General features: G+C 62.1%; 25 protein-coding genes. 22 read left to right on the forward strand and 3 right to left on the reverse strand.

The genetic code is table 11. The annotated features are described in order from the left end of the window. Positions 1–3: 3 nt before the first annotated feature. The 4 genes from O9X62_RS14530 to O9X62_RS14545 all read left to right on the forward strand — a co-directional run bounded on the left by O9X62_RS14530 (position 4) and on the right by O9X62_RS14545 (position 1,876). A complete protein-coding gene (locus O9X62_RS14530; RefSeq protein ID WP_269533648.1) occupies positions 4–420 on the forward strand; it encodes a hypothetical protein in 417 nt (138 codons plus the stop codon). 109 nt (positions 421–529) lie between these two features. Beyond that, positions 530–919 carry a hypothetical protein gene (locus tag O9X62_RS14535; RefSeq protein ID WP_269533649.1) on the forward strand — a complete coding sequence of 130 codons (390 nt, stop codon included), beginning with the start codon at positions 530–532 and terminating at the stop codon, positions 917–919. Between the two features lie 3 nt (positions 920–922). Continuing rightward, on the forward strand, positions 923–1,588 hold the full coding sequence (locus O9X62_RS14540) for an SOS response-associated peptidase (RefSeq protein ID WP_269533651.1): 666 nt from the start codon (positions 923–925) through the stop codon (positions 1,586–1,588). A 36-nt stretch (positions 1,589–1,624) separates the two neighbouring features. Next, positions 1,625–1,876 carry a hypothetical protein gene (locus O9X62_RS14545; RefSeq protein WP_269533652.1) on the forward strand — a complete coding sequence of 84 codons (252 nt, stop codon included), beginning with the start codon at positions 1,625–1,627 and terminating at the stop codon, positions 1,874–1,876. A gap of 876 nt (positions 1,877–2,752) precedes the next feature. Here O9X62_RS14545 and O9X62_RS14550 read toward each other — a convergent pair. After that, a complete protein-coding gene (locus tag O9X62_RS14550; RefSeq protein ID WP_269533653.1) occupies positions 2,753–2,932 on the reverse strand; it encodes a hypothetical protein in 180 nt (59 codons plus the stop codon). Between the two features lie 404 nt (positions 2,933–3,336). Between O9X62_RS14550 and O9X62_RS14555 the strand changes: the two genes are divergently transcribed. The 12 genes from O9X62_RS14555 (at position 3,337) to O9X62_RS14610 (ending at position 18,895) form a co-directional block, all read left to right on the forward strand. Next, on the forward strand, positions 3,337–4,479 hold the full coding sequence (locus tag O9X62_RS14555; RefSeq protein ID WP_269533654.1) for an acyltransferase family protein: 1,143 nt from the start codon (positions 3,337–3,339) through the stop codon (positions 4,477–4,479). Positions 4,480–4,527: 48 nt separating this feature from the next. Beyond that, entirely contained in the window at positions 4,528–5,412 is an 885-nt protein-coding gene (locus tag O9X62_RS14560; protein WP_269533655.1) for an N-acetylmuramoyl-L-alanine amidase, read from the forward strand. Between the two features lie 112 nt (positions 5,413–5,524). Next, the gene (locus O9X62_RS14565) at positions 5,525–6,574 is read left to right on the forward strand and encodes a LacI family DNA-binding transcriptional regulator (RefSeq protein WP_269533656.1); all 1,050 of its coding nucleotides are present in this window, start codon (positions 5,525–5,527) and stop codon (positions 6,572–6,574) included. Between the two features lie 205 nt (positions 6,575–6,779). Further along, positions 6,780–9,761, forward strand: a complete 2,982-nt coding sequence (locus O9X62_RS14570) for a TonB-dependent receptor (protein WP_269533657.1) — start codon at positions 6,780–6,782, stop codon at positions 9,759–9,761. 216 nt (positions 9,762–9,977) lie between these two features. Beyond that, positions 9,978–10,676: a SapC family protein gene (locus tag O9X62_RS14575; protein ID WP_269533658.1), complete on the forward strand. Its 699-nt coding sequence runs from the start codon at positions 9,978–9,980 to the stop codon at positions 10,674–10,676. Between the two features lie 10 nt (positions 10,677–10,686). Continuing rightward, the gene (locus tag O9X62_RS14580) at positions 10,687–11,670 is read left to right on the forward strand and encodes a cupin-like domain-containing protein (protein ID WP_269533659.1); all 984 of its coding nucleotides are present in this window, start codon (positions 10,687–10,689) and stop codon (positions 11,668–11,670) included. Positions 11,671–11,689: 19 nt separating this feature from the next. After that, on the forward strand, positions 11,690–13,219 hold the full coding sequence (locus O9X62_RS14585; protein WP_269533660.1) for a tryptophan halogenase family protein: 1,530 nt from the start codon (positions 11,690–11,692) through the stop codon (positions 13,217–13,219). 157 nt (positions 13,220–13,376) lie between these two features. Beyond that, the gene (locus O9X62_RS14590) at positions 13,377–14,645 is read left to right on the forward strand and encodes an ABC transporter substrate-binding protein (protein WP_269533661.1); all 1,269 of its coding nucleotides are present in this window, start codon (positions 13,377–13,379) and stop codon (positions 14,643–14,645) included. Continuing rightward, positions 14,642–15,565 (forward strand): carbohydrate ABC transporter permease, encoded by a 924-nt coding sequence (locus tag O9X62_RS14595; protein ID WP_269533663.1) that lies wholly within the window; start codon positions 14,642–14,644, stop codon positions 15,563–15,565. Before O9X62_RS14590 ends, O9X62_RS14595 begins: the two co-directional genes overlap by 4 nt. Then, positions 15,562–16,392 carry a carbohydrate ABC transporter permease gene (locus O9X62_RS14600; protein WP_269533664.1) on the forward strand — a complete coding sequence of 277 codons (831 nt, stop codon included), beginning with the start codon at positions 15,562–15,564 and terminating at the stop codon, positions 16,390–16,392. The genes O9X62_RS14595 and O9X62_RS14600 overlap by 4 nt, the downstream gene beginning before the upstream one ends. A 9-nt stretch (positions 16,393–16,401) precedes the next feature. Then, positions 16,402–17,832: a GH1 family beta-glucosidase gene (locus tag O9X62_RS14605; protein ID WP_308446487.1), complete on the forward strand. Its 1,431-nt coding sequence runs from the start codon at positions 16,402–16,404 to the stop codon at positions 17,830–17,832. A 1-nt stretch (position 17,833) separates the two neighbouring features. Further along, positions 17,834–18,895: an ABC transporter ATP-binding protein gene (locus tag O9X62_RS14610; protein WP_269533665.1), complete on the forward strand. Its 1,062-nt coding sequence runs from the start codon at positions 17,834–17,836 to the stop codon at positions 18,893–18,895. An 84-nt stretch (positions 18,896–18,979) separates the two neighbouring features. Here the strand turns inward: O9X62_RS14610 and O9X62_RS14615 are convergent, their stop codons facing one another. Next, positions 18,980–19,840, reverse strand: a complete 861-nt coding sequence (locus tag O9X62_RS14615) for a glycoside hydrolase family 16 protein (protein ID WP_269533666.1) — start codon at positions 19,838–19,840, stop codon at positions 18,980–18,982. Between the two features lie 172 nt (positions 19,841–20,012). Between O9X62_RS14615 and O9X62_RS14620 the strand changes: the two genes are divergently transcribed. From O9X62_RS14620 to O9X62_RS14635, 4 genes are read left to right on the forward strand one after another with little or no spacing between them, the layout of a single operon-like run. Beyond that, positions 20,013–20,336, forward strand: coding sequence for a helix-turn-helix transcriptional regulator (locus tag O9X62_RS14620; protein ID WP_269533667.1), 324 nt, complete (start codon positions 20,013–20,015; stop codon positions 20,334–20,336). 18 nt (positions 20,337–20,354) lie between these two features. After that, a complete protein-coding gene (locus O9X62_RS14625; RefSeq protein ID WP_269533668.1) occupies positions 20,355–20,825 on the forward strand; it encodes an ArsI/CadI family heavy metal resistance metalloenzyme in 471 nt (156 codons plus the stop codon). Positions 20,826–20,859: 34 nt separating this feature from the next. Further along, a complete protein-coding gene (locus O9X62_RS14630) occupies positions 20,860–21,354 on the forward strand; it encodes an arsenate reductase ArsC (RefSeq protein ID WP_269533669.1) in 495 nt (164 codons plus the stop codon). Beyond that, positions 21,351–22,058: an MIP/aquaporin family protein gene (locus O9X62_RS14635; RefSeq protein WP_308446488.1), complete on the forward strand. Its 708-nt coding sequence runs from the start codon at positions 21,351–21,353 to the stop codon at positions 22,056–22,058. Before O9X62_RS14630 ends, O9X62_RS14635 begins: the two co-directional genes overlap by 4 nt. Before the next feature lie 64 nt (positions 22,059–22,122). Here the strand turns inward: O9X62_RS14635 and O9X62_RS14640 are convergent, their stop codons facing one another. Beyond that, a complete protein-coding gene (locus tag O9X62_RS14640) occupies positions 22,123–22,503 on the reverse strand; it encodes a Rid family detoxifying hydrolase (RefSeq protein WP_269533670.1) in 381 nt (126 codons plus the stop codon). Positions 22,504–22,753: 250 nt separating this feature from the next. Here O9X62_RS14640 and O9X62_RS14645 point away from each other — a divergent pair, with 250 nt between their 5' ends. Next, positions 22,754–23,287 (forward strand): GbsR/MarR family transcriptional regulator, encoded by a 534-nt coding sequence (locus O9X62_RS14645; RefSeq protein WP_269533671.1) that lies wholly within the window; start codon positions 22,754–22,756, stop codon positions 23,285–23,287. 17 nt (positions 23,288–23,304) lie between these two features. Continuing rightward, the gene (locus tag O9X62_RS14650) at positions 23,305–23,706 is read left to right on the forward strand and encodes a thiol-disulfide oxidoreductase DCC family protein (RefSeq protein ID WP_269533672.1); all 402 of its coding nucleotides are present in this window, start codon (positions 23,305–23,307) and stop codon (positions 23,704–23,706) included. Positions 23,707–23,710 lie beyond the last annotated feature (4 nt).

Consider the following 23,710-nt stretch of genomic DNA (forward strand, 5'->3'; position numbering starts at 1 on the left):
GAAATGCAGCTCAAGAAATACTTAATTTCAGTGGCAGTGGTGGGCGGTCTCATTGCAGCCAGCGTTGCTGCTTATGCGTACTACACAAAAACGCCGCGCTATCTTCAAAAGCAGCTGATAGTGAATTCACTCAACGATCCTGATTCCGCGGAGTTTCGCGGAGTATTTCAGTCGTCGGCAAATAAGAACACTTGGTGCGGTGAGGTGAATGCACGCAATCGCATGGGGGGCATGACTGGCTTCACCCGTTACATCGTTCGACTGCCGGATGGGTTCGAAGAATCGACGATGGCCAACCGTGACCTGTTGGAACTGCTGCAGCTCACTGGCGATGTCCGCATAGAGCCCATGGACAGAAGTAGTAACCCATCATCAGACAGCATGGTTTTCAGCAGCTCTTGGCGTATCTACTGCGGATAAGTCTGGAGGCTATTCAAAGCATGAGTGGGTAGCTCGCCGGTACCTGCGAGACAATGGAAGAAATGTACCGGGCAACTCACGGCCGGAACCCTTGAGAGAGGATTGATGAATGGATAACACTGGTTCTGTTTTCAAGCTGGCTTATGCTGGTTACATCATTGGGGCACTGGTGGTATTGATCGCCTTGTGGGAATTCATCGCTGGCATTTATCCACGTCCTGTCACTTTTTACTGCGGGAGTTCCGGGCTCAGTGTGATCTGGGATGGTAAGAAGCCCAAAATCGAGGCGGAATACCAAGGGAAACGATATTTCGGCTCGATTCCCGAAAAGGGCCACATCTCTTGGAATGCCTACAATACCGGCCCAACGCCAAATATTCTCCCTCTCAAGGTGACCACCATTGCGGGCGGGATTGTGGAAATCCTGAGTGTTGGCCCGATGGATACACCAACCAGCTTGTGCACCATTGACCCGGAAAAGCTCAAGCCTGCCAAATAGGCCATGTGCACCAACTACCGCCCCACCCGCTCTGATCACCTGCAGGCCATCGCTGATGGCCTGATCGCGCCCGACAGCTACCCGGATGAAACCTACCCCGGCTACATCGCACCCATCGTGCGCGTGCCACACGGGGAGAGCAAGGGGCGGGATGTGTTGCTGGGGAGGTTCGGGTTGATTCCGCCATTGGCCAAGGACGACAGCTTCGGCAAGAAGACCTACAAAGCCCGCACCGAGACGGTGGCCGAGAAGCCTAGTTACCTCAGCGCCTGGAAGCGCCGGCAGTTCTGTCTAGTGCCTATGCAAGGGTTCTACGAGCCCAACTGGGAAACTGGCAAGGCCGTGCGCTGGCAGATTCGCCGGCAGGACGAGGCCGACTTCTGCGTAGCCGGGATCTGGGAGCAATGGACCCACCCGGAACGCGGGTCCGAGTTCTCGTTCAGCCTGCTCACCATCAACGCCGATGGCCACCCGATCATGGGTCACTTCCACCGCCCCGGTGACGAGAAGCGTTCCCTGATGATTGTGCCGCCCAGCGAATACGACGCCTGGCTACAGGCCGATACCGAGATGGCACGCACGTTCCTGAGCCTTGCTCCGCTGGCCGAGTTCACCAGCTTTGCCGACCAGAAGCCCAAGAAGGGCGAGACCGAATCGCTATTCGCATAGAGAACTATCGATCTCCTTTTTGCTATGCTTGGCGGCATGCACGTCCGCCTCAACATCCTGCGAAAAAACGGAAAGCGCCTGCCCGCCAAGCCGAGCTTCCGCATTGAGATCGAGGGGCACATCACCACCTTCGGCGCCAAAATCGAGGATGGCTGGTCAGTCAACACGCTGGAATTTCACGTCCGCAATGCCAGCGGGTCGCTGCAAGGGGGAGTGCCGTTACCTCTACGAGGCGCGGCTGGTGTCGATCGGCGACGCGCATATCCGGTTCATCGGGTTCGAGCATGAGGGCGACGGTGACCAGGCCACGGGTACGTGCAGGAATGGCTCTGTGCGATCCTGCACTAGCAGCCCTCATATGGGCCATATGATCCATATCATATGGATGAAACATACGATATGACCGACAGGCCTTAGGGGATGAGTTCTATCCACAGATACAGTGGATAACTGGGCCAGAAATTTCTCTGTTGCATAGTCGACGCAGCGATACATCGATCTGCTGAAAACTTGAGCAGAAACTGGTGATTCGCTTAGGCCGAACTGGAAGTAGGATTCGCCCCGGTTCAGCTCTGCAACTCCTACTGCCGGAGTTGAGCCTGGGCCCGGTCGCGTTCCCTCGCATCGGGCCCTTCTACTTGGCCCGCAGCGATTTCGCCCCCAAACCAGGTGTCGCCTGCAAGCACCATCTGCAGACCAAGCCCGCGTGTATAATTGTCAGCAGATGTGGGGACTGCCCCGCGTCGCGGGGGGGTTGACGCCTCATCAAGTAGACACAAGGAGATCCTCTTGTCTGCGAACGATGAAGATAAACCGCCAAACAAAAAGCCCAGTCGAAAGACTGAGCTTCTTGTAGTGATCCTCACGGTAGGGCCGGCATGGATCACAGCACTTTTGAAACTTACCGAACAAGTCAGCTGAGGAACTGACCGCGTTACCAAACCCCGCCAAGCGCCAACTTGGTGGGGTTCTTTTTGCACTACGCGGTGCACCTCATGCACCAGCGAAGTGTAAACCGTTTACACCCATTTTTAAACTTTTCGTTGAGGTGCTCTCAGGAACAATTCCAACGAAATGCCTCGCGGCTGAGTTAAGAAGCACGATTTGAGCTGCGTTCTCAGGCAAAAAAATATGCGAATCGTGAACAAAAGTCTGGCCGAAAAACTAAGAAAGCGTTCCTAGCGCCATTACCGCATCAGCCATCGCCCTCGTCTTCTCGTCGCTACCGCGGCTGCTTCCAAAGAAGAATCCCGCCACCTGCTGAGCCGCATAAGCCGCATAGCCGATGAAGCCGAACACCACGGCCACTAGGTTGGGATCGGGTTTCACTTTGTCGATCAGCAACCAATAGGCGTTACAAGGGGATTTCAGGACGCCTCAGTATGCCTTTGCGGAGCAGGAATCCGCCTCAAAGCCGCATGGATCCTAGAAAACGCAGATCATTGAAATTCCGCGTGTCCGTGGTTCGATTCCGCGACTGGCCACCAGATACAAAAAGCCCCGCTCTTGCGGCGTTTCGGGTCACGCTCTGCGCAGCAAGACCGTCGCAACGGCATAGTGCTTGCGCGGACATGCATAACCGGCAGCTATGTACCTGTACCACTATGCCGGCCAGAACCCTTGTACGACAAGGATGCGCGGGCTCCAGGCCGGCGATGACGCCCCCCTATCCTCACACCAAAGCGAGGGCGCACGAAGGTGGCGAGCTACGCCACAATCATGCCTCCCACCCTACGCCTGCGCACCCCATGGACGACCGCCAACGCCTGCTGTCACTCGATGTCTTTCGCGGCTTCACGATCGCTGCGATGCTGCTCGTCAACAACCCCGGCAGCTGGAGCAGCGTCTACTCCCCGCTGTTGCATGCTGAATGGCATGGCTGGACCTTCACCGACCTGATTTTCCCCTTCTTTCTGTTTATCGGCGGCGTGGCCATGAGCCTGTCGCTGGGTAAGCGACAGGCCGATAGCCGATTCGGCGTGCTCCTGCAGTGCTGGCGACGCGCGGCGCTCATCATCGCCATCGGCCTATTTCTCAACCTGTTCCCCATGTTCAACTTTGCTGAAGTAAGGATTCCCGGTGTGCTGCAACGCATTGGCCTTGTGGTGGCGCTAGCGGCGCCGGTGGTCATCTACCTGCGCCTGCGCGGACAGCTGTTGGTGGCAATGGCCGCCCTGCTGGTTTACAGCGTACTGATGCGATACGGACAGGTCTGCGACCTGCCGGGCGGCTGCTTTAACAGCGAGCCGCTACCGGGTCGCGATTTCGGCGCCTGGGTCGACCGGGCGCTGATGGAAGGGCATCTATGGGCCAAGGTGAAAACCTGGGACCCGGAGGGTTTGCTGTCTACCTTACCGGCGCTGGTCACCCAGCTGATTGGCGTCTGGGCCGGCCGTCTCATCGCGTTACAAACCTCTGTTGCGGAACGCTGCACCTGGCTGTTCGTGGCAGGGGTCACGCTGCTGCTCGCGGGTACAGCGCTAGATCTGGCGCACCTGCCCATCAACAAATCACTCTGGACGCCGGCCTACGCGGTATTCATGGGCGGCTGGGGCTGCCTGGGGCTGGCGTGCTGCTACTGGCTGCTCGACGGCCAACCATCTGCCCGCGCCCGCCAATGGCTCGCGCGCGCCTGTTTCCCGCTGACCATGCTGGGCATGAACGCCTTGTTCATCTTCGCGCTGTCTGGCATGGTTGGGCGCCTGCTGGGCACCATCAAGATCGGACCGGATAGCGCTCCTGTCAGCCTAAAGGCTTGGCTTTACGCCCCGGTCGAGCACTCGGGCCTGGCGCCCGAGAACGCTTCCCTGATGTTTGCCCTGTTGTTCACGCTGGTCATGCTTGGGGTGGCCTGGGCCATGTGGCGCAAGCGCTGGTTCATAAAACTTTAGGTGTGGCTGCCCGGCCCGATCCGATACACGCTTCCGTCAGAGACCCGTATGCGCCGCCTGTCCCTTGCCCTGCTCACCCTCATGCTCGCCGCCTGTGCCACCGTGCCACGCATCGATGCCCATTACGAGGCCAAGGGGCAATCGAGCCGGGTTCGTTATCTGATCATGCACTACACCGTGCTCAACTTCCCCGACTCGCTCCGAACCCTCACCGAGCAGAGCGTGAGCAGCCACTATCTGGTCGGCGATGCACCGCCGGTAATCTACCGTCTGGTCGACGAAGACCGGCGGGCGCACCACGCGGGGGTCAGCTACTGGCAGGGGCAGACCAATATCAATGACAACTCGATCGGCATCGAGATCGTCAACGCGGGCTTTCACGACACCCCGGAAGGCCGGGTGTGGGTACCTTATGCGCCAGAACAGATCGACAAGGTCATCGCGCTCTCGCGCTCGATCATCGAGCGGCATCAGATCAAGCCCGAAAACGTATTGGGTCATAGCGATATCGCGCCGCAGCGCAAAACCGACCCCGGCCCCCTGTTCCCCTGGCGCAAGCTGGCCGAGGCCGGCGTGGGCCGCTGGCCGGATGAGGCCAAGGTAGTTGCGGCCCTGCCTGCGCATGCCGCACAGTTGCCGGATGTGGCCTGGTTCCAGCAGTTGTTGGCACGCGTGGGCTACGCCGTGCCGAGCAGCGGCCTGCTCGACAAGGAAACCCGGAATGTCCTGACCGCGTTCCAGATGCGCTATCGGCCCGCCCGCTTTGATGGCGAACCGGATGCAGAAACGGCTGCCCTGTTGACGGTACTGGCGCCTACACCAGCACCAGCACCAGCACCAGCACCAGCACCAGCACCAGCACCAGCACCAGCCTCGCCGCAAGCGCCGGCGCCGTCCACCCCCGCACCCGCTGCAGCCAGCACCGCGCCCTGAGTCTCCTGGCGCTGGCGTATCACAGCAGGCGGCAAGACTGCCGCCTGCGTCGTACAATTGCTGCAACCGGTTTCAGCAATCCGCCCGACACCACTTCCAGATCGTCAGACGCATGGCCAAATCCCCTTCTTCTGCTACTCCTACGCATGATGGCGTTGTGACCTTGGGCATGGTGGCCCAAGCAAGCGGCGTCTCACCCAGCACGGTGTCCCGCATCCTCAATGGTACCGCCGTGGTCAGCCCCGAGAAGCGGGCCGCCGTCGATAAGGCCATTGCCGAGCTGGGCTATGTGCCCAACCCAATCGCACGCGGACTGGCAGGCGGCCGGACCATGAGCATCGGGGTAGTGACCCAGTTCATCGACAGCCCCTTCTATGGTGTCGCCCTGCGCGGGATTGAAGAAACACTGGGTGCGGCAGGTTATAGCGCGCTGTTTGTCAGCGGACATTGGAAGGTCGCCGTAGAGCAGCGCTGTATCGATACCCTGCTGAGCCGGCGTGTCGATGGCATGATCATTCTGAGTGGCCGCATGGGCGATAACGCACTGCGGACACTGGCCAAGAAACTGCCGACCGTGGTGACCGGGCGCTCCCTCAAGGGGCCGGGCCTTTATGCCATGGACTTTGATCACCGCGAGGGGGCACGACTGGCAACGCAGCACCTGATCGCTCGCGGCCACCGTGATATCGCCCATATCAGTGGCGATCCGGGCCACCCCGATGCCCGCGAGCGACTGGCGGGTTATCAGGATGCGCTCGCCGCGGCGGGTATTGCCTTCCGCCCGGAACTGGTCGAGGCGGGCGACTATCAGGAAGACAGCGGCCGTCTTGCTGCTGAGCGACTACTGGCCAGCCGGCGTAATTTCACCGCCCTGTTTGCCGCCAATGACCAGATGGCCTTTGGTGCTGCCGTGTCCCTGCACAAAGCCGGCCTGCGGATTCCTCAAGATGTGTCGCTGATGGGCGTGGATGACCTGCTGCTCGCGGCCCACATGACGCCCCCGCTGACGACGGTACATCAGGCCAGCCTTGAGTTGGGCTGCATGGCCGCACAAGCCATGCTGACGCTGCTGGCTGGCAACAAGCCCGATCTGCAACTACCGGCGCCCAGACTGGTGGAGCGCGATTCCGTGGCCAGCATCGCCCGGCAGCCTGCACGCTGACCACCGATAAGAAATCGGTTTCAGGAAAAAGCACTTACACAGCAATAGCTTACGCACCACAATGTTGCATACATGCATCATGACGGTGCGGCTCGATTCACATTTCGAGCATTTGCGCTAATATATGAAAGCGCTTTCAGTGCAGGGCTGGATATCGGAGGCCATGCCGAAGCCCGACCACCAAGATCAACAGGAGACACACAGCATGAAGCCCGCCGTACCCCTGCGCCCTCGCGTCCCGCTTACCCGAATCGCTGCCGCCTGCGCGGCACTGCTCACCCCCGCCGCCCTGCACGCCCAGGAAGCCGAGGCGGCCCCCAAGGAGGCCTCCCAGCAATCGGAGGTCGTGGTCGTCACGGGTGTTCGTGCCAGCCTGAACTCGTCCCTGAACATGAAGCGCAACGCCCAGGGCGTGGTGGATGGCATCGTGGCCGAAGATATCGGCAAGTTCCCCGATACCAACCTGGCCGAAGCCATGCAGCGTATCAGCGGCGTCGCCATTGATCGCTCGATCGGCGAAGGCTCCAAAGTCACCGTGCGCGGTGTGGGTCCTGACTTCAACCTTGTCCTGCTCAATGGCCGTCAGATGCCGGCATCCAGCCTAGGGGAGACCGGTCCGTCGAACAGCCGTGCGTTTGACTTCGCCAACCTGGCCTCCGAGTCGATTGCTGCCATGGAGGTCTACAAGACCAGCCGCGCAGAGAATCCGGCCGGTGGCATTGGCGCTGTCATCAACATCAAGACGGCTCGCCCGCTGGAAACCAAGCGCGAAATCGCCAGCTTCGGCCTCAAGGTGGTGAACGATCGCTCGAATGACCGCCTCCCGGAACTGTTGCAAGGCGATGACTACACACCGGAAGTGTCCGGCATCTATAGCAATGTGTTTGCCGATGGCACCTTCGGCATCGCCCTCAGCGGCAGCTACCAAAAGCGCGATCTGGGCTACAACCAGGCCTCGGTACCGAATGGCTGGCGCGCTTTCAAGGGTGACGAAAACAACTGGGGCACCATTCCCCAACCGGGCCAGCCAGGCTCGGAACGCATTACCAATCGCCCCAAGGCTGGGGATATCTACTCGGTGCCGCAGAACCTGAACTACAGCGTGAACGGCATCCAGCGTGAGCGCACCAATGGTCAGCTCACCCTGCAGTACGCGCCGATGAAGGATCTGACGGCCACGGTGGATTACACCTACTCGGAAAACAAGATCCAGACTCGCCGTAACGATCTCTCGGCCTGGTTCAACTTCGGCCCCACCACCACGACCTGGACCAACGGCCCGGTCGCCGCGCCCCTGCTGTACACGGAAATCATTGCCCCGGCGACCAGCGATGTGGCCATGGGCAGCGCCAACTTCGGCACGCGCAACAAGAACGAGTCAGCCGGCTTCAACTTGTCCTGGAAGGCGAATGCCAAGCTCAAGCTGGACTTCGACATGCACCGTTCCAGTGCCATTTCGGGTGCGGACAGCCCCTTCGGCAGCAATGCCGTGCTGGGCGGCGCCATGTTCAATCGCGGCACCACCACGGTGGACTTTTCCCAGCCTTTCCCGGTGCTGAGCATCGCCAGCGCCACGCTGGACCCCTCGAAAATGCTGGTGACCGGCTCGTCCTTCCGCAACAGCTACATGAAGGCCGAAGTCGAACAGGCACAGTTCAAGGGCAAGTACGCGCTCGAGAACGATTCCAAACTGGACTTCGGCATCAGCACCACCAAGGTGAAGAACCGCTCGGCCTACGCCAATGTGCAGCAAGACAGCTGGGGCGGTCGCACCAGCCCGGCGGACTACCCCGATAATCTGTACGTCGCACAACCGCTGGCACCATACTTCAGCCAGCTGATGGGTTCGAACGGCGCCAACCTGTTCAACGGCTTCTTCGTCTATGACTTCGGCGCCGTGCGCGATGCCGCCGTCAAGGCCGATGGCAGCGACAAACTCTTCAAGGCCTCCAGCGACTTCACCACCGACCGCCGCACGCAGGAAGACTCGAAGAGCGTCTACGTGCAATACAGCACCGACTGGGAATGGGTCGTACCCTTGTCCGCCGCCTTCGGCCTGCGCCATGAGCAGACCAAGGTCAAGTCGAGCGCCTTGGTGCCCACGGCAACCGGCATCACCTGGATGGCCAACAACGAGTTCTCGGTGCAGTTCGGTCAGCCCGGCTTTACCACGCTGGAAGGCAAGTACAACTACACGCTGCCCAGCATGGATCTGGAAGCCGAACTTACCGATCGCACCAAGGCCCGCTTCAGCTATGGCGAGAGCATTGGTCGTCCGGGCTGGGGCGATATCCAGGGCGGACAGACGCTGAATCAACTGGCCCGCATTACCGGTGGTACGGGTGCCCAGGGCGATCCTGGCCTCAAGCCGCTGCTGGCCAAGAACTTCGATCTGTCGCTGGAGCACTACTACGCCCGTGGCAGCTACGTGGCACTGGGTCTGTTCCGCAAGAACATCAGCAACTACATCGGCACCTCGACCCTGCAGGCCACGCCGTTCAACCTGCGTACGCCGGCCAATGGCACCCTGTTCAAGGAAGCCGTGACCAAGGGCTGCGTCACCACCGATCTGACCTGTATCCGCAACTACATCCTCAATACCTATAACGGTACGCAAGGTGTGGTGAAGACCGGGGTGGACAGCAATGGCAATGCCACGGGTACGATCGCCGGTCAGGCCAATGACCCGATCGCTACCTTCGACATCACGGTACCGGCCAACCAGAAGAAGGCGGACCTGAACGGTGCGGAGTTCAATGTCCAGCACCAGTTCAGCAACACCGGTTTCGGCATCTCGGCGAACTACACCTATGTGAAGTCGGGCCTCAAGTACGACAACGCCAGCCTCAAGGAGCAGTTCGCCCTCGAAGGCCTGGGCGACGCCGCCAACCTGGTTGGCTTCTATGAGGATGATCGCCTCAGCGTGCGTGCTGCTTACAACTGGCGTGACAAGTTCCTCACCGCACGTTTCGACGGTAGCGGTCTGCCCAACCCGGTCTATACCGAGGCTTACGGTCAGTGGGACGTGAACGTGGGTTACAAGTGGAACAAGAACCTGGGCTTCCAGCTCGAGGTGATCAACCTGACCGACGAAACCCAGCGCCTCCATGGCCGTGCCAAGGAACAGGTGCTGTATTACACCCAGACCGGCCGTCGCTTCATGATGGGTGCGCGTTACACCTTCTGAGGCTGAGCCCTCGGCCCCGGTGCTGCATGCCGGGGCCGCAAGGACCAAGTCCGGATGGTCATCGCCGCCCCGGAGCAGATCCCGATCCGGGGCGGCGATCCTTCCCGCAGTGAACACGCCGGGCGTCATGGCCCTGGCTGGCACAATGGCAGTACCTTTACCCGCATCTTGCCGTGACGGGCAACCCGCCCGCCGATGCACACTTCGAGACTTGTCATGCGTGCCGAACTACTGAACAACGTGCAACACCAACACCTGCGATTGCGCACCGATGTCAGCGCCGCGCTGGGTGATGCGGTCGTGAGCGTCCCGACCATTCCCGCCGAGTTCCGCGCCTTGCAGGCGCACTATCCCATCGTCTTCCAACCCAGCAACGACAGCGCGGGGTTCCAGCCCGTTGCCATGCTGGGTCTGCAGGAAGGTCAGAATCTGTTTCTCGGCCCCCAAGGCTGGGAGGCCCACCACCTGCCTTACGCCATCGAGCGGCAACCGCTGCTGGTCGGCCGCGACGGCGACGAGTGGCTGGTCCATATCGATCTGGATAGCCCCCGCCTGAGCGAGACCGACGGCGAGCCGCTGTTCCTGCCCCACGGCGGTCAGTCCGAACTGCTGGAACGACGCATTGCCGTGCTTCAGGCCCTGCACGAGGGTCTGCAGACCCTGCCGGCCTTCATCCAGGCCCTGCGCCATTACGAACTGCTCGAAGCAATGAGTCTGGATATCGAACAGGACGACGGCACGGTGCGCCGGCTTGGCGGTTTCTATGTGATTCACGAAGAACGATTTGCCACCCTGTCCGCGGAGGCCGTGACCGCGCTGCATCAGGCCGGCTACCTGCTGCCGATCACCATGGCCATTGCCTCGATCGGTCGCTTCCGCGATCTGATCGAACGTGCCCGTCGCCAGGGTCGCTAAGGATCACGCCGTGCACGCCGTCGCACCCGGTCAGCTGCCACCTGAAGTCCTGGACAGCACCACGCCGGTGGTGCTGCGCGGCCTTGTGGCCCACTGGCCACTGGTGCAGGCGGCACAGCGCAGCGCCGTTGCCGCTGCCGATGTGTTACGCGCCCACTGGCAGGGTGCCACGGTCGGCATCTGGGTCGCACCACCCGAAGTAGGGGGGCGATTCTTCTACACCCCGGATTTCAGCGGCTTCAACTTCGTGCGTGAGTACGCCCCGTTCGACCGCGTCCTCGACACCCTGCTTGCGCGTGTCGACCAGCCTGATGCGGGTGCGGTCTACATGGGTTCCACCACGGTAGACACCTGCTTGCCCGGCCTGCTGGATACGCATCCGCTGCACCTGGGCGTGGAAGATCCATTGGTCAGTCTCTGGCTCGGTAATCGCACGCGTATCGCGACCCATCAGGATTGGCCGGACAACCTTGCCTGCGTGGCCAGCGGCCGTCGCCGCTTCACGCTGTTCCCACCCGACGCGGTCGGTGACCTGTATATCGGTCCGGTCGAACACACGCCGGCAGGCCAGCCGGTGAGCCTTGTCGATGTCAACCAGCCGGATTTCGACCGCTTTCCGCGGTACCGCCAGGCCCTGGCACGTGCAATCACCGTAGAGCTAGCCGCGGGCGACGCGCTGTTCATTCCCAGCCTTTGGTGGCATCACGTCGAGGCGCTGGATACCTTCAGCGCGCTCATCAACTACTGGTGGCGCCGCACCCCGGCCTGGGCCGATTCCCCGGTGAGCGCCCTTTGGCTGGCCATGGCCACCGTACGCGATCTTCCCGCGCATGAACGCGAGGCTTGGCGCGCGCAGTTCAACCACTATGTCTTCGATGCCAACGCCGAGACGGCCGCTCATGTACCGGATGCCGCCAAGGGCCTGCTCGGCCGCTTCAACGAATCCGCCATGCGGCGCGTCCGTGCGCTGCTACTGAAAAAACTCAACCGCTGATTAGCGATCGGATACCACCATGGATACCGCCCAGCTCGAACCCTCCTCGCCTGTACGTCGTGTCGTGATCGCCGGTGGCGGCACAGCCGGCTGGATGATGGCCGCCCTGATGAGCAAGTTGCTGGGTGCCCGACTGGAGATCCGCCTCGTCGAATCCGAGGAAATCGGCACGGTGGGCGTAGGCGAGGCCACGATTCCGGCACTGCACACCTTTCATGAGCTGCTGGGGATTGATGAAGTCGAGTTCATGACTGCGACCCAGGCCACCATCAAGCTGGGTATCCAGTTCGAGAACTGGAAGCAGATCGGCGAAAACTACATCCACTCCTTCGGCATGACTGGCAAGGATCACTGGTCGGCCGGTTTCCAGCATTTCTGGCTCAAGGCGCACAAGCAGAACATGGCACGTCCCTACGGCGACTACTGCCTGGAGCTACGGGCCGCCGAAATGGACCGGTTTGCCCACCTGCCTCGGGGTGGCATGAACTACGCCTACCACCTTGATGCCGGTCGCTACGCACGCTACTTGCGCCAGATGAGTGAGGCAAACGGCGTGATCCGCGTCGAGGGCAAGATTGCCAGCGTGCTGCGCGATGGCCCGGAAGGCGACATCCTGGCCCTGCAACTGGCCAACGGTACGCGCGTAGAGGGTGATCTGTTCATCGATTGCACCGGCTTTCGCTCACTCCTGCTGGGCGAGACGCTGGGCGTACCCTTCGAGGACTGGTCGCACTGGCTGCCCTGTGATCGTGCCGTGGCGGTGCAGACTGCCTCGGTGCGCCCGGCGCGCCCCTACACCCGTTCCATCGCGCACCCCTTTGGCTGGCAATGGCAGATTCCGCTCCAGCACCGGGTCGGCAACGGGCTGGTATACAGCAGCCAATTGCTCGACGACGCCGATGCCCCCGAGATGCTGCGCCGCCATGTTGAGGGTGAGGTGCTGATCGAGCCACGCGTGCTCAAGTTCCGCCCCGGCCAGCGCACCGAAGTCTGGAAGCGCAATTGTGTCGCCGTGGGTCTGGCCAGTGGCTTCCTGGAACCGCTCGAATCCACCAGCATCCACCTGATCCAGCGTGCGGCGATCCGCCTGATGCAGCTCTTCCCCGCCGGCGGCATCCGCGCGTGTGATGTGGCCGAGTTCAACCGGCAGACGCAATACGATGTCGAGCACATCCGCGACTTCATCATCCTGCACTACCACGTGAACCAGCGCGAGGACTCGCCGCTGTGGCGTCACTGCCGCGAGACGTCGCTGCCAGATACCCTGCAACACCGCATTGCGCTGTTCGCCGAATCCGCGCGCGTGTTCCGCCCCAGCGACCAGCTGTTTGCCGAGAATTCCTGGATCCAGGTGATGCTGGGGCAGGGCATCCTGCCGCGGCACTACCACCCGGTCGCCGATCTCATGGGCGATGCCGAGCTGACGCACTTTCTGGGCGAGATCCACCAGCAGGTGGAACGCACCGTCGCAAGTCTGCCGGCACACCAGACCTATATCGAACGGCTCTGCACACCGGTCCGTGCCCAGCCCGCGCCGGCCACCGCTTAGGCGCTCACCCACCGGCCGGCCAAGCTGCCATCAGCAACGGGCAAGCATTGACATTGGAGTTCTTGCTCCACTATCATGAAAGCGCTTTCATGAATTGCAGTAACGCACCTCTTTCAACCCACCGGGCACCGCCCGCAGCCAGACAGGAAGCCTGAACGTGGACGCAAAACGACGCGCCGGACTGGGTCTGGCCTTGGCCGCCGGCTTGGGCCTGTGGACCCGCAGCAACGGCGGCACACCACCCAGGCGACTGACCGTAGCGGCCTATCCCAAGCTCGACGCCATCGTCAAAGCCGCCCTGCCGGCCTGGAAGGCCCGGCATCCCGGCGTGGAGGTCGAAGTCATCAGCCGCGAGATGAACGACCACCACACGGCCATGATCACCGCGCTCTCCACCGGCAGCCACCTGCCCGACCTGATGGCGCTGGAAGTGGGCTATGTGGGCCGGTTTTCGCAAGGTCGCGGGCTGCTGGACTTGCGCCAGTCACCGCTGGATGGCGAAAAGCTGCGCTCCCGCTTCGTTCCCTATACCTGGGAACAAGCCCACAACCACCGCGGCGAGCTGGTGGCACTGCCTTCCGATATCGGCCCGGGCACCCTGCTATACCGGCACGATATCCTGCAGAAAGCCGGCCTTACCGAAGCCGACCTGACCCGCTCCTGGGCCAGCTTCCTGCAAGCCGGGCAACAGATCCGCGCGCGCACTGGCGCCTATCTGCTGGCCCATGCGCGGGACATGAAAGACATCCTCATCCGTACCGGCGTGCAGCCGGGCGAGGGGCTGTATTTCAGCCGCGACAACCGTGTGCTCGTACGCAGCCCGCGCTTTGTCCGCGCGTTTGAAATGGCCCGCGCCGTGCGCCGTGCCGGACTCGATGCGCGCGTCTACAACTGGTCCAGCGACTGGACCGAGGGTTTCCGCCGCGGCACGATCGCCACGCAGATGATCGGCGCCTGGCTCGCCGGCTTTCTGGGCTCCTGGCTCGCCCCCCAGACACGCGGCCTGTGGCGTGCCGCCCAATTGCCCGAAGGCGCCTACGCAGCGTACGGCGGCAGTTTCTATGCCCTGCCCGCCAAGGCCGATCCGGCCAACCGGATACTGGCCTGGGACCTGATGCAGCACCTCACGCTCAACCGAAAGCTGCTGCTGGATGCCTTTCAGGCCCACGACATTTTCCCCGCCCTGGTCGACACCTTCGACGACCCGTTCTTCGACGAGCCTCTGCCTTTCCTGGGTGGCCAGCCCGCCCGCCGGGTATGGCGCGATGCGGCCAGAAAGATCACGGCCGTCGCCGTACACCGCCAGGATGGCTTTGCCGACGAGGTCATCAACACCGAGCTGGACAAGGTCCTGCTGCGCGACAAGGACATCGGCGCCGCGCTGGCCGATGCCGAGCGCCTGCTGAAGTTGCGAGCGAACCGATGAAACGCGTCCTCATTACCCCGGCTTCGGCACCCTACTGGCTGCTCTCGCCCTTCCTGATCCTGTTTGCGGTTTTCGGCCTGTTCCCCCTGCTGTTCTCGCTGGTCCTGGCTTTCAGCCGCTGGGAGCCGACCAGCGGACTGGGAGCCATGGAATGGGTCGGCATCGGCAACTTTGTCTTCGCGCTGCAAGACGAGTGGTTCTGGAAGTCGCTGTTCAACACCTTGTGGCTCGGCGTGGCCAGCGCGCTGCCCCAACATCTGGTGGCCATCCCGCTCGCCTGCGCACTCAATGGCATGTTGCAGCGTTCGCGCAATCTGCTGGTCGGCGTGTACTTCATGCCTTACATCACCTCGACCGTCGCCATCGCCATCCTGTTCAGCTCGCTGTTCTCGACCGACTACGGCCTGATCAATGCCGCCATCGGCGCGCTGCGGGAGCTGCCCCTGCTGTCCGCCATCCTGCCGGCTAGCGCCATCGACTGGCTCAACGACCCGGATCGCCTCAAGCCGGCCATTGCCACCGTGGTGTTCTGGCGCTTTGTCGGCTTCAACGCCGTGCTGTACCTGGCCGCCTTGCAGACCATTCCCCGCGACCTGTACGAGGCCGCGACCATGGATGGTGCCAGCCGCTGGCAGCAGTTCCGCTACATCACCCTGCCGGGCCTGCGCGCGATGATGCTGTTCGGGATCACGCTCTCCATCATTGGCAGCCTGCAGCTGTTTGAAGAGCCCTTCATCCTCACCAACGGCCGCGGCGGTAATGACCAGGCCGGCATGACCAGTGCGGTGTACCTGTATCGACTGGCCTTCGACTTCAATGATTTCGGCGCCGCCAGCGCCATGTCCTGGCTGCTGTTTGCCCTGCTGGCCATGGCCACGGTCGCCACCCATCGCGCCTTCGGCGAGGGACGCAAGCTATGAGCCTCTCCAGACACACCATGACCCCGCTGGGTGCCCGCCTGCTGGTCGGCCTGGGCGCCGTGCTGATGATCCTGCCGTTCTACGTGATGTTCGTGTTCGCCACGCATTCACGGACCGAGATCTTCGCGGTGCCGCCACCGCTATGGTTCGGCAACGATCTGCTCGCCAACTTTGCCATCCTCACCGAGCGCATCCCGTTCTGGCGCAATCTGGGATGGAGCCTCTATGTCGCCCTGATCTCCACAGCGCTCACGCTGCTGTTCTGCTCCATGGGTGGCTACGCCTTTGCGATGTTCGAGTTCCGCTTCAAGAAGCCACTGTTCGGCCTGGTGCTCGGCACCATGCTGCTCCCTAGCTTCATGAGCATGATCCCCAGTTTCATGATCATGGACCTGCTGGGTTGGATCGATCAGCCGCGCGCGCTCTATCTGCCTGGCGCCGCCAGTGCATTCGGCATCTTCCTGATGCGCCAGTACGTGAGCAGTGCGGTCCCGCGTGAACTCATCGAGGCCGCGCGCATGGATGGCTGCAGCGAGATGGGCATCTATGCCCGCATCGTGCTGCCGCTGCTCAAACCGGCATTGGGCACCTTGGGCCTGATTGCCTTCATCGGCAGCTGGAACAACTTTGTCGGCCCGCTGATCGTGATGCGTACGCCCGAAAACTTCACCCTGCCGCTGGCCCTGCGCCTGCTGCAGAACCCGGTCGACACCGAGTGGGGCGCACTGATTGCCGGTGCGGCCATTGCCACCGTGCCCCTGATCGCCCTGTTCGCCCTTGCCTCGCGCCAGCTGATCGCCGGCTTGACCGCAGGCGCTGTGAAATAGCCTCAAGGAATGCGTGCTGCCACCCATACCGCAGCGCTGCGCGAGGATGGCGGCAACGATCGCCCCAACAACATCATTTCTTACCCAGAACAGATCAAGCCCATGTCCGATCCGACCCGCTCGCTTACCTTTCCGCCCGACTTTGTCTGGGGTGTTTCCACCAGTGCCTTCCAGATCGAGGGCGCCGCCAAGCTCGACGGCAAAGGCCCGTCCATCTGGGATCGCTTCTGCGAGCAGCCCGGCGTGATTGCCGATGCCAGCAACGGTGACATCGCTTGCGACCACTACCACCGCTGGGCCGACGATCTGGACCTGATCCGGGATCTGGGCGTCGATGCCTACCGCTTCTCGATCTGCTGGCCGCGCGTCCAACCGATGGGTCACGGCGCATGGAACGAGAAGGGGCTGGATTTTTACGAGCGCCTCATCGATGGCATGCTGGCTCGGGGCCTGCAGGCCCATGCCACGCTGAACCACTGGGATCTGCCACAGGGCCTGCAGGATCAAGGCGGCTGGCATGCGCGCAGTACGGTGGATCATTTCGTCGAGTACGCGCTGATGATCCAGCGCCGTTTCGGCGACCGCCTCTCCTCCATCGTCACCCATAACGAACCCTGGGTAGCCGCCATGCTCGGCCATCATCAGGGCATCTTCGCCCCCGGCATCAAGGACGAAGCCCACGCCATCCAGGTATCGCATCACCTGCTGCTCAGCCATGGCCGTGCCGTTCAGGCGCTGCGTGCCGAGGGCACCCAGGCCAAGCTGGGCATCGTGCTGAATCTTGCCCCCATGCACCCGGCCACGCACAGCGAGGCCGACCGCGCCAAGGCGCGCCTCGAAGATGGCAAGCTGCTCCGCTGGTATACCGACCCGCTATGCCACGGCCACTACCCCGCCGATGTACTGGCCGCGCTGGGTGACAAGGCACCTGTCGTCCACGCAGGTGATATGGACGATATCCGTCAGCCCATCGATTTCCTCGGCGTGAACTACTACTCGCGCTCGGTACAGAGTGCCGACGGCCACTGGGATCCTAAAGCCGCCGGCAAGGAAGTCAGCGAAATGGGCTGGGAAGTCTACCCCGCCGGCTTGACTGAGCTCTTGCAGCGTCTGCACCGTGACTACCCGATGCTGCCCAGCCTGTGGATCACCGAAAACGGCGGTGCCTTCCCTGATCCCTGGGTGGGTGGACAGGTGCAGGACGAAGCACGGGTGCGCTATCTGCAAGACCATATCGCCGCCGTGCGCATCGCCATCGATAGCGGCGTGCCGGTGGGCGCCTATATGGTGTGGAGCCTGATGGACAACTTCGAGTGGGCTTCGGGCTACGAAAAGCGTTTCGGCATCGTGCATGTGGACTACGCCACCCAGCAACGCACCCTCAAGGACAGCGCACTCTGGTATCGCGCCTTCCTGCAACGCCAGCATCAAGGAGCCTGACATGGCCCAACTTACGCTTCGCGGCATGCACAAGCGCTATGGCGACACCCACATCATCAAGGGCATCGACCTGGATGTGCGCGATGGCGAGTTTCTGGTCTTTGTCGGCCCTTCCGGCTGCGGCAAAACCACCACCTTGCGGATGATTGCCGGGCTGGAAGATATCAGCGAGGGGGAATTGCAGATCGATGGGCAGCGCGCCAACGATCTCCGTCCCGCCGACCGCGGCGCCGCCATGGTGTTCCAGAGCTACGCGCTTTATCCGCACATGACGGTGGCGGAGAACATGGGTTTTGCGCTCAAGATGGCCGGCGTGCCCAAGGCCGAGCGCGAAGCACAGGTGCGACGCACCGCCGACACCTTGCGCCTCACCGAGCTGCTGGATCGCCGCCCCGCCCAGCTCAGCGGCGGCCAGCGCCAGCGTGTGGCCATCGGCCGCGCCATTGTGCGCAAACCCAAGGTGTTCCTGTTCGACGAACCGCTATCGAATCTGGATGCCTCGCTGCGGGTGGACATGCGCATCGAACTGGCACGGCTGCACAAGCAGCTTGGCGCCACCATGATCTATGTCACCCACGACCAGACCGAGGCCATGACACTGGGCGACCGGATTGCCGTGTTCCATCAGGGCCGCATCGAGCAGATCGGCTCGCCGCTAAGCCTGTATGAGCGCCCGGCGACCACCTTTGTGGCCAGCTTCATCGGCTCGCCCCGTATCAATCTGATCCCCCACCCCGAAGCCGATGCCCCGGCCGCCTACCGGCAACTGTGGGACAGCCTGAGCGCTACCCTGCCCGCCCAGACCCACACCATCGGCATCCGCCCGGAACACCTGCAACTGGCCGACCCGCATCAGGCTGGCATCCCCGCGCAGGTAGAGCTTGCCGAGCATCTGGGCGACATCACGCTGATCCATGCACGCGTCGAGGGGCTGGCCGGCACGGTCGTGCTCAAGCTCGGCGAGGCGGGGCGTCATCTCAGCCATGGCGCAGCCTTGCAACTGGCCGTACAAACCGCGCATGTGCACGGCTTCGACGCCGCAGGGCAACGCCTGGCCGATTGAGCCACACTTGGCGTTAACCCATCGCTACTCCATGAAACAAGGGCTCTTGCTTGCGCAGGAGCCCTTGTTTCATCCGGGATATGCCTAGGGGCGTGCCTGATAGACGCGGGCGTGCTCGATCTCGAACTGGATCGGGAAGATGCTGTCGTCCACGGCACCGCCCAGATCACCGCCAATGGCGATATTGAGGATCAGGTATTGCGGCCGGTCGAAGGGCCACTGGTTCACGCCCGTACCGGCGTTGACGTAGCGGAAATGCTCAACCCCATCAATGCCGAAGCGGATGTCGTTGGTGGTCCACAGCATCTGGTAGTTATGGAAGGCCCCGCAGGCGTCCGGCACCTGGGTTGCCGCCCCCTTGCCGTTGCCGCCAGAACCGCTGGTGGTATGGACGGTGCTAAATACCTTGGTCGGCTCATGGCCGATCTGCTCCATGATGTCGAGCTCGCCCGCCGCAGGCCACTCACCATTGCCCAGCATCCAGATCGCCGGCCAGCTGCCCTTGCCGCAAGGCAGCTTGGCACGCACCTCCACAAAACCATAAGTCCACTGCGCCTTGCCTTGGGTAAACAGGCGTGCCGAGCTGTATTTCTGGCCACCGTAATCGGGCATCGTCGTCAGGCTTTCCTTGCGCGCCGTGATGATCAGCTTGCCATCACGCACCACGCTGTTCTCCGCCCGCGCGCGGCTGTAATACTGCAGCTCGCGGTTATGCCAACCCAGTGCATTGCGGCCCGTGTCGTAATCCCAGCGGCTGGCATCCGGCAGACCTGGTACATCGAACTCATCCGCCCAGACCAGCTGATAGTTGGCCGGCACGGTCAGCGGTGTCGGTGCAGGTGCCGGAACGGGCGCAGGTACGACGGGGGCGGAGGTGCCGCCATCGGCACAGCCCGCCAGCAGCAGGCTCAGGACATATACAGCAGTGGACTTGGGCGGGTGCATGGTTGTCTCTCTATCTGGTTTTTATGGAGACACTCATTGTAATGAAACCGCTTTCACAAACAAGTAGAACCCAGCACCAACTGGCAGATTGCAAGGCGCATCCATCCCTGTTTCAAGCAGAAAACCATCACCGCTGCTTGCATTAATTCCACATTTCCATTAATTTGGAATTATGGAAAACAAAACTGCCGTCAATCTGCTTGGCGCCCTGGCCCAGGAAACCCGCCTCGCCATCTTCCGCCTGCTGGTGCAGCAAGGCCCGAATGGCCTGCCAGCCGGCAAGATCGGCGAGCAGCTCGATCTCGCACCCGCCACGCTCTCATTCCACCTCAAGGAACTGAGCCACGCCGGGCTTGCACAGGCACGCCAGGAAGGCCGCTTCATTTACTACTCGGCCGACTTTGCCGCCATCAATGCCCTGCTGGGTTTCCTGACCGAAAACTGCTGTGCCGGTAGTCAGTGCGATACCGACGCCAACGCAAAAACCTGCTGCTGAACCCGAAAGGACATCACCATGAAACGCCTGCATGTTCACATCTCGGTTGACGACCTCACCGCCAGCATCCGCTTCTACAACGCCCTGTTCGCTGCCGAGCCTACGGTCAGCAAGCCCGACTACGCCAAATGGATGCTCGATGATCCGCGCGTGAATTTCGCGATCTCGACGCGCTCGGCCAAGCACGGCGTCAACCATCTCGGCATCCAGGTCGATAGCGCTGAGGAGCTGGACGAGATCGCCGCGCGCGCGCAACAAGGCCAGCTACACGCCATCGCCGAACCTGGCGCCCAGTGCTGCTACGCGCAATCGAACAAACACTGGATCACCGACCCCCAAGGGGTGGTCTGGGAGGCCTTCCACTCGATGGGGGAGGTCGCCGTCTACGGCAACACCCCCGAAACCGGCGACAGCTGCTGCGCCCCGGCAGCCAAGCCGCGCATCAAACTCGGCGAAGCCAGTTGCAGCACAGGCACTGGTTGCTGTTGAACCCGATTTCCCACCTAGCCCCAAGCCCAAGACCATGAGCGACAAAATCTACAACGTACTGTTCCTGTGCACGCACAACTCGGCGCGCAGCATTCTCTCCGAAGGCCTGCTGAACCAGATCGGCCAAGGCCGCTTCAAGGCATACAGCGCCGGCAGCATGCCCTCGGGCAAGGTCAACCCGTTTGCATTGGCCACGCTGGAGAAGCTGGGTATCGACACCACCGGCATGCGCAGCAAGACGTGGGATGAGTTTGCCGAAGCCGGGGCACCGCAGATGGACTTCATCTTCACCGTCTGCGATAACGCCGCCGGCGAAGTCTGCCCGATCTGGCCCGGCCACCCGACCACGGCACACTGGGGCTTTGCCGACCCCTCGGCCACCGAGGGCGACGATGCCGCCAAGCTGGCCGCCTTTGCTCACACGGCCAGCCTGATCAGCAACCGTCTGCGCCTGTTCACCAGCCTGCCGATCGACAAGCTCGACAAATTGGCACTCAAGGCCGAGTTGCAGCGGCTGGCGCAATCGTGAGCTACAGCCTCTCTCGTCGCCTTGTCGCCGAGGCGCTGGGCACCGCCTTCCTGCTGGCCTGCGTGGTGGGTTCAGGCATCATGGCCGAGCGCCTGTCAGGCGGGAACACCGCCTTGGCACTGCTGGCCAATGCCATCGCGACAGGCGGCGGCTTGATTGCGCTGATCCTTGCGTTCGGCGGTATCTCGGGCGCGCATTTCAACCCGGCAGTCTCGCTGAGCCTGTGGTGGCGGCGCGAGCTTGAGGGCCGTGAGCTGCTGCTGTATGTCGGCGCACAGGTCATCGGTGCCTTTGCGGGGGTCATTGCCGCCCATGCCATGTTCGGTGAGCCCGCGGTGTTCGCTTCGCAGCATGCACGCACCGGTATCAGCCAGTGGTGGAGCGAGTTTGTGGCCACCTTCGGCCTGCTGGCGGTCATCTTCGGCACAGCCCAGCAGCGACCCGCGGCCGTGCCCTACGCGGTGGCGGGCTACATCGTCGCCGCCTACTGGTTTACCGCCTCCACCTCGTTTGCCAACCCGGCGGTGACCTTGGCTCGAGCTGCCAGCGATACCTTTGCCGGCATTCGACCCATCGATGCGCCCCTGTTCATCATCGCGCAACTGGCCGGCGCAATGGCCGCCACGATGGTATTCGGCTGGCTGGTGAAACCCGAGGCAGCGGCAGCGCAGCCACAAGCTGAAGCACAGCGCCGATCTGCCTGATTGGACCAAGCAAGAAAAAGGGGATGCCTGAGCATCCCCTTTTTCATTGGCGTAACGCGAGATATCAGCCCAGCACCATCACCGCATCCGCTTCCACCAGCGCGCCCTTGGGCAGCGCAGCCGCCTGGATCGCCGCGCGGGCGGGGTAAGGCGCGTGGAAGTACTGGCCCATGATTTCGTTGAGCAGCGCAAAGTTGCTCAGATCGGTCACGAACACGCCCAGCTTGACGATGTCCTTGAGGTCGCCGCCCGAAGCACGGCATACCGCGCGCAGGTTCTCGAACACGCGGTGCGCCTGCGCCTCGAAGCCTTCGAGCATTTCACCCGAGGTCGGCTCCAGACCGATCTGGCCCGACAAGTAAACGGTGTTACCCACCTTTACAGCTTGCGAATAGGTACCCACGGCCTTGGGGGCGTGGTCGGTATGGATGATCTGTTTGGTCATGATGTGCTCGCTCGGGAAAAGGTAGGGGCCTTGATATCAACCCGGATCTGGTCCATCGCCCTGCGCCTGCTCGCCCGGCCATCTGACGAGTGCGGGTGGACCCATGCCCGCTATTGTCCCGGTTCGGCCCGAGCCTGCAAAGTGGTCCACCGTACGTCGGCCAGATCAAGATGAAGGCGAGCCATCGCTTGACGCCATAGAAGATTGATACTTTAATTTCAGTAACGACAGAAATAACGGAAACAGCATCATGCAACTCGGCCCGACCATGCAGAAATACATCCTCCACTGGGGCGAAATGGGCACCCGCTGGGGCGTCAACCGGACAGTGGCGCAGATCCATGCCCTGCTGTTCCTCAGCAACACCGCCCTGCATGCCGAAGAAATCGCCGACACCCTGGGTGTGGCCCGCTCCAATGTCAGCACCAGTCTCAAAGAGCTGCAAAGCTGGGGGCTGATCCGCGTGCACCATGTACTGGGCGATCGCCGCGATCATTTCAGCGCTCTGCAGGATGTCTGGGAAATCTTCCGCATCATCATGGAAGAGCGCAAGAAGCGGGAGCTCGACCCGACATTGACCGTGCTGCGCGAATGCTCGCTGGATGCAGGCAGCGATCAGCAACTCGATGCCGCAACCCGCGCCCGCATGGACGAAGTCCTCATGTTCCTGGAGCTGCTGATGCACGCCTACGATGACTTCAAAGGTCTGCCCCCGGCAACCTTGCAGCGCTTTCTCAAGATGGGGGGCAAAGTCGCCCGCTTCCTTACCGACGAACCCGGCTGAATCACTAGGAGACCGTCATGCCTGCCGCACCCGTACTGACCCTGTTCTACGACAGCCTTTGCCCGCTGTGCGATGCCGAAATGACACGGCTGCGCCGGGCCGATCGCCTCGGCCGACTGGCCTTCATCGATATGCAGGCGGCGGGCTTTGATGCGGCGGACTACGGCACCACTTGGGCGGCCATGGATGCAGAACTGCATGGCCTGCGCGACGATGGCCGCATGCTCATTGGCATTGATTGCATCGCCGCCGCCTACACCGCGGTTGGCAAGGCCTGGCTGGTATGGCCACTACGCCTGCCGTTTGCCCGCCCCGCGTGGCAGGCAGCCTATCGCTGGTTTGCACGCAACCGTTACCGGGCGAGCCGATGGCTGGGTTATCGCTGTCCGGACGGTGTATGCAGTGCACGCTATCGCTGATGCT

This window comes from Chitinimonas sp. BJYL2, assembly GCF_027257935.1.
Taxonomy (GTDB): Bacteria; Pseudomonadota; Gammaproteobacteria; order Burkholderiales; family Chitinimonadaceae; genus Chitinimonas.

Coding starts and splice junctions, on each gene's coding strand:
- O9X62_RS14540 (WP_269533651.1), top strand. CDS start 923: ATGTGCACCAACTACCGCCCCACCCGCTCTGATCACCTGCAGGCCATC.
- O9X62_RS14560 (WP_269533655.1), top strand. CDS start 4,528: ATGCGCCGCCTGTCCCTTGCCCTGCTCACCCTCATGCTCGCCGCCTGT.
- O9X62_RS14570 (WP_269533657.1), top strand. CDS start 6,780: ATGAAGCCCGCCGTACCCCTGCGCCCTCGCGTCCCGCTTACCCGAATC.
- O9X62_RS14650 (WP_269533672.1), top strand. CDS start 23,305: ATGCCTGCCGCACCCGTACTGACCCTGTTCTACGACAGCCTTTGCCCG.
- O9X62_RS14610 (WP_269533665.1), top strand. CDS start 17,834: ATGGCCCAACTTACGCTTCGCGGCATGCACAAGCGCTATGGCGACACC.
- O9X62_RS14535 (WP_269533649.1), top strand. CDS start 530: ATGGATAACACTGGTTCTGTTTTCAAGCTGGCTTATGCTGGTTACATC.
- O9X62_RS14585 (WP_269533660.1), top strand. CDS start 11,690: ATGGATACCGCCCAGCTCGAACCCTCCTCGCCTGTACGTCGTGTCGTG.
- O9X62_RS14645 (WP_269533671.1), top strand. CDS start 22,754: ATGCAACTCGGCCCGACCATGCAGAAATACATCCTCCACTGGGGCGAA.
- O9X62_RS14565 (WP_269533656.1), top strand. CDS start 5,525: ATGGCCAAATCCCCTTCTTCTGCTACTCCTACGCATGATGGCGTTGTG.
- O9X62_RS14545 (WP_269533652.1), top strand. CDS start 1,625: ATGCACGTCCGCCTCAACATCCTGCGAAAAAACGGAAAGCGCCTGCCC.
- O9X62_RS14630 (WP_269533669.1), top strand. CDS start 20,860: ATGAGCGACAAAATCTACAACGTACTGTTCCTGTGCACGCACAACTCG.
- O9X62_RS14605 (WP_308446487.1), top strand. CDS start 16,402: ATGCGTGCTGCCACCCATACCGCAGCGCTGCGCGAGGATGGCGGCAAC.
- O9X62_RS14615 (WP_269533666.1), bottom strand. CDS start 19,840: ATGCACCCGCCCAAGTCCACTGCTGTATATGTCCTGAGCCTGCTGCTG.
- O9X62_RS14595 (WP_269533663.1), top strand. CDS start 14,642: ATGAAACGCGTCCTCATTACCCCGGCTTCGGCACCCTACTGGCTGCTC.
- O9X62_RS14555 (WP_269533654.1), top strand. CDS start 3,337: ATGGACGACCGCCAACGCCTGCTGTCACTCGATGTCTTTCGCGGCTTC.
- O9X62_RS14625 (WP_269533668.1), top strand. CDS start 20,355: ATGAAACGCCTGCATGTTCACATCTCGGTTGACGACCTCACCGCCAGC.
- O9X62_RS14575 (WP_269533658.1), top strand. CDS start 9,978: ATGCGTGCCGAACTACTGAACAACGTGCAACACCAACACCTGCGATTG.
- O9X62_RS14600 (WP_269533664.1), top strand. CDS start 15,562: ATGAGCCTCTCCAGACACACCATGACCCCGCTGGGTGCCCGCCTGCTG.
- O9X62_RS14640 (WP_269533670.1), bottom strand. CDS start 22,503: ATGACCAAACAGATCATCCATACCGACCACGCCCCCAAGGCCGTGGGT.
- O9X62_RS14530 (WP_269533648.1), top strand. CDS start 4: ATGCAGCTCAAGAAATACTTAATTTCAGTGGCAGTGGTGGGCGGTCTC.
- O9X62_RS14620 (WP_269533667.1), top strand. CDS start 20,013: ATGGAAAACAAAACTGCCGTCAATCTGCTTGGCGCCCTGGCCCAGGAA.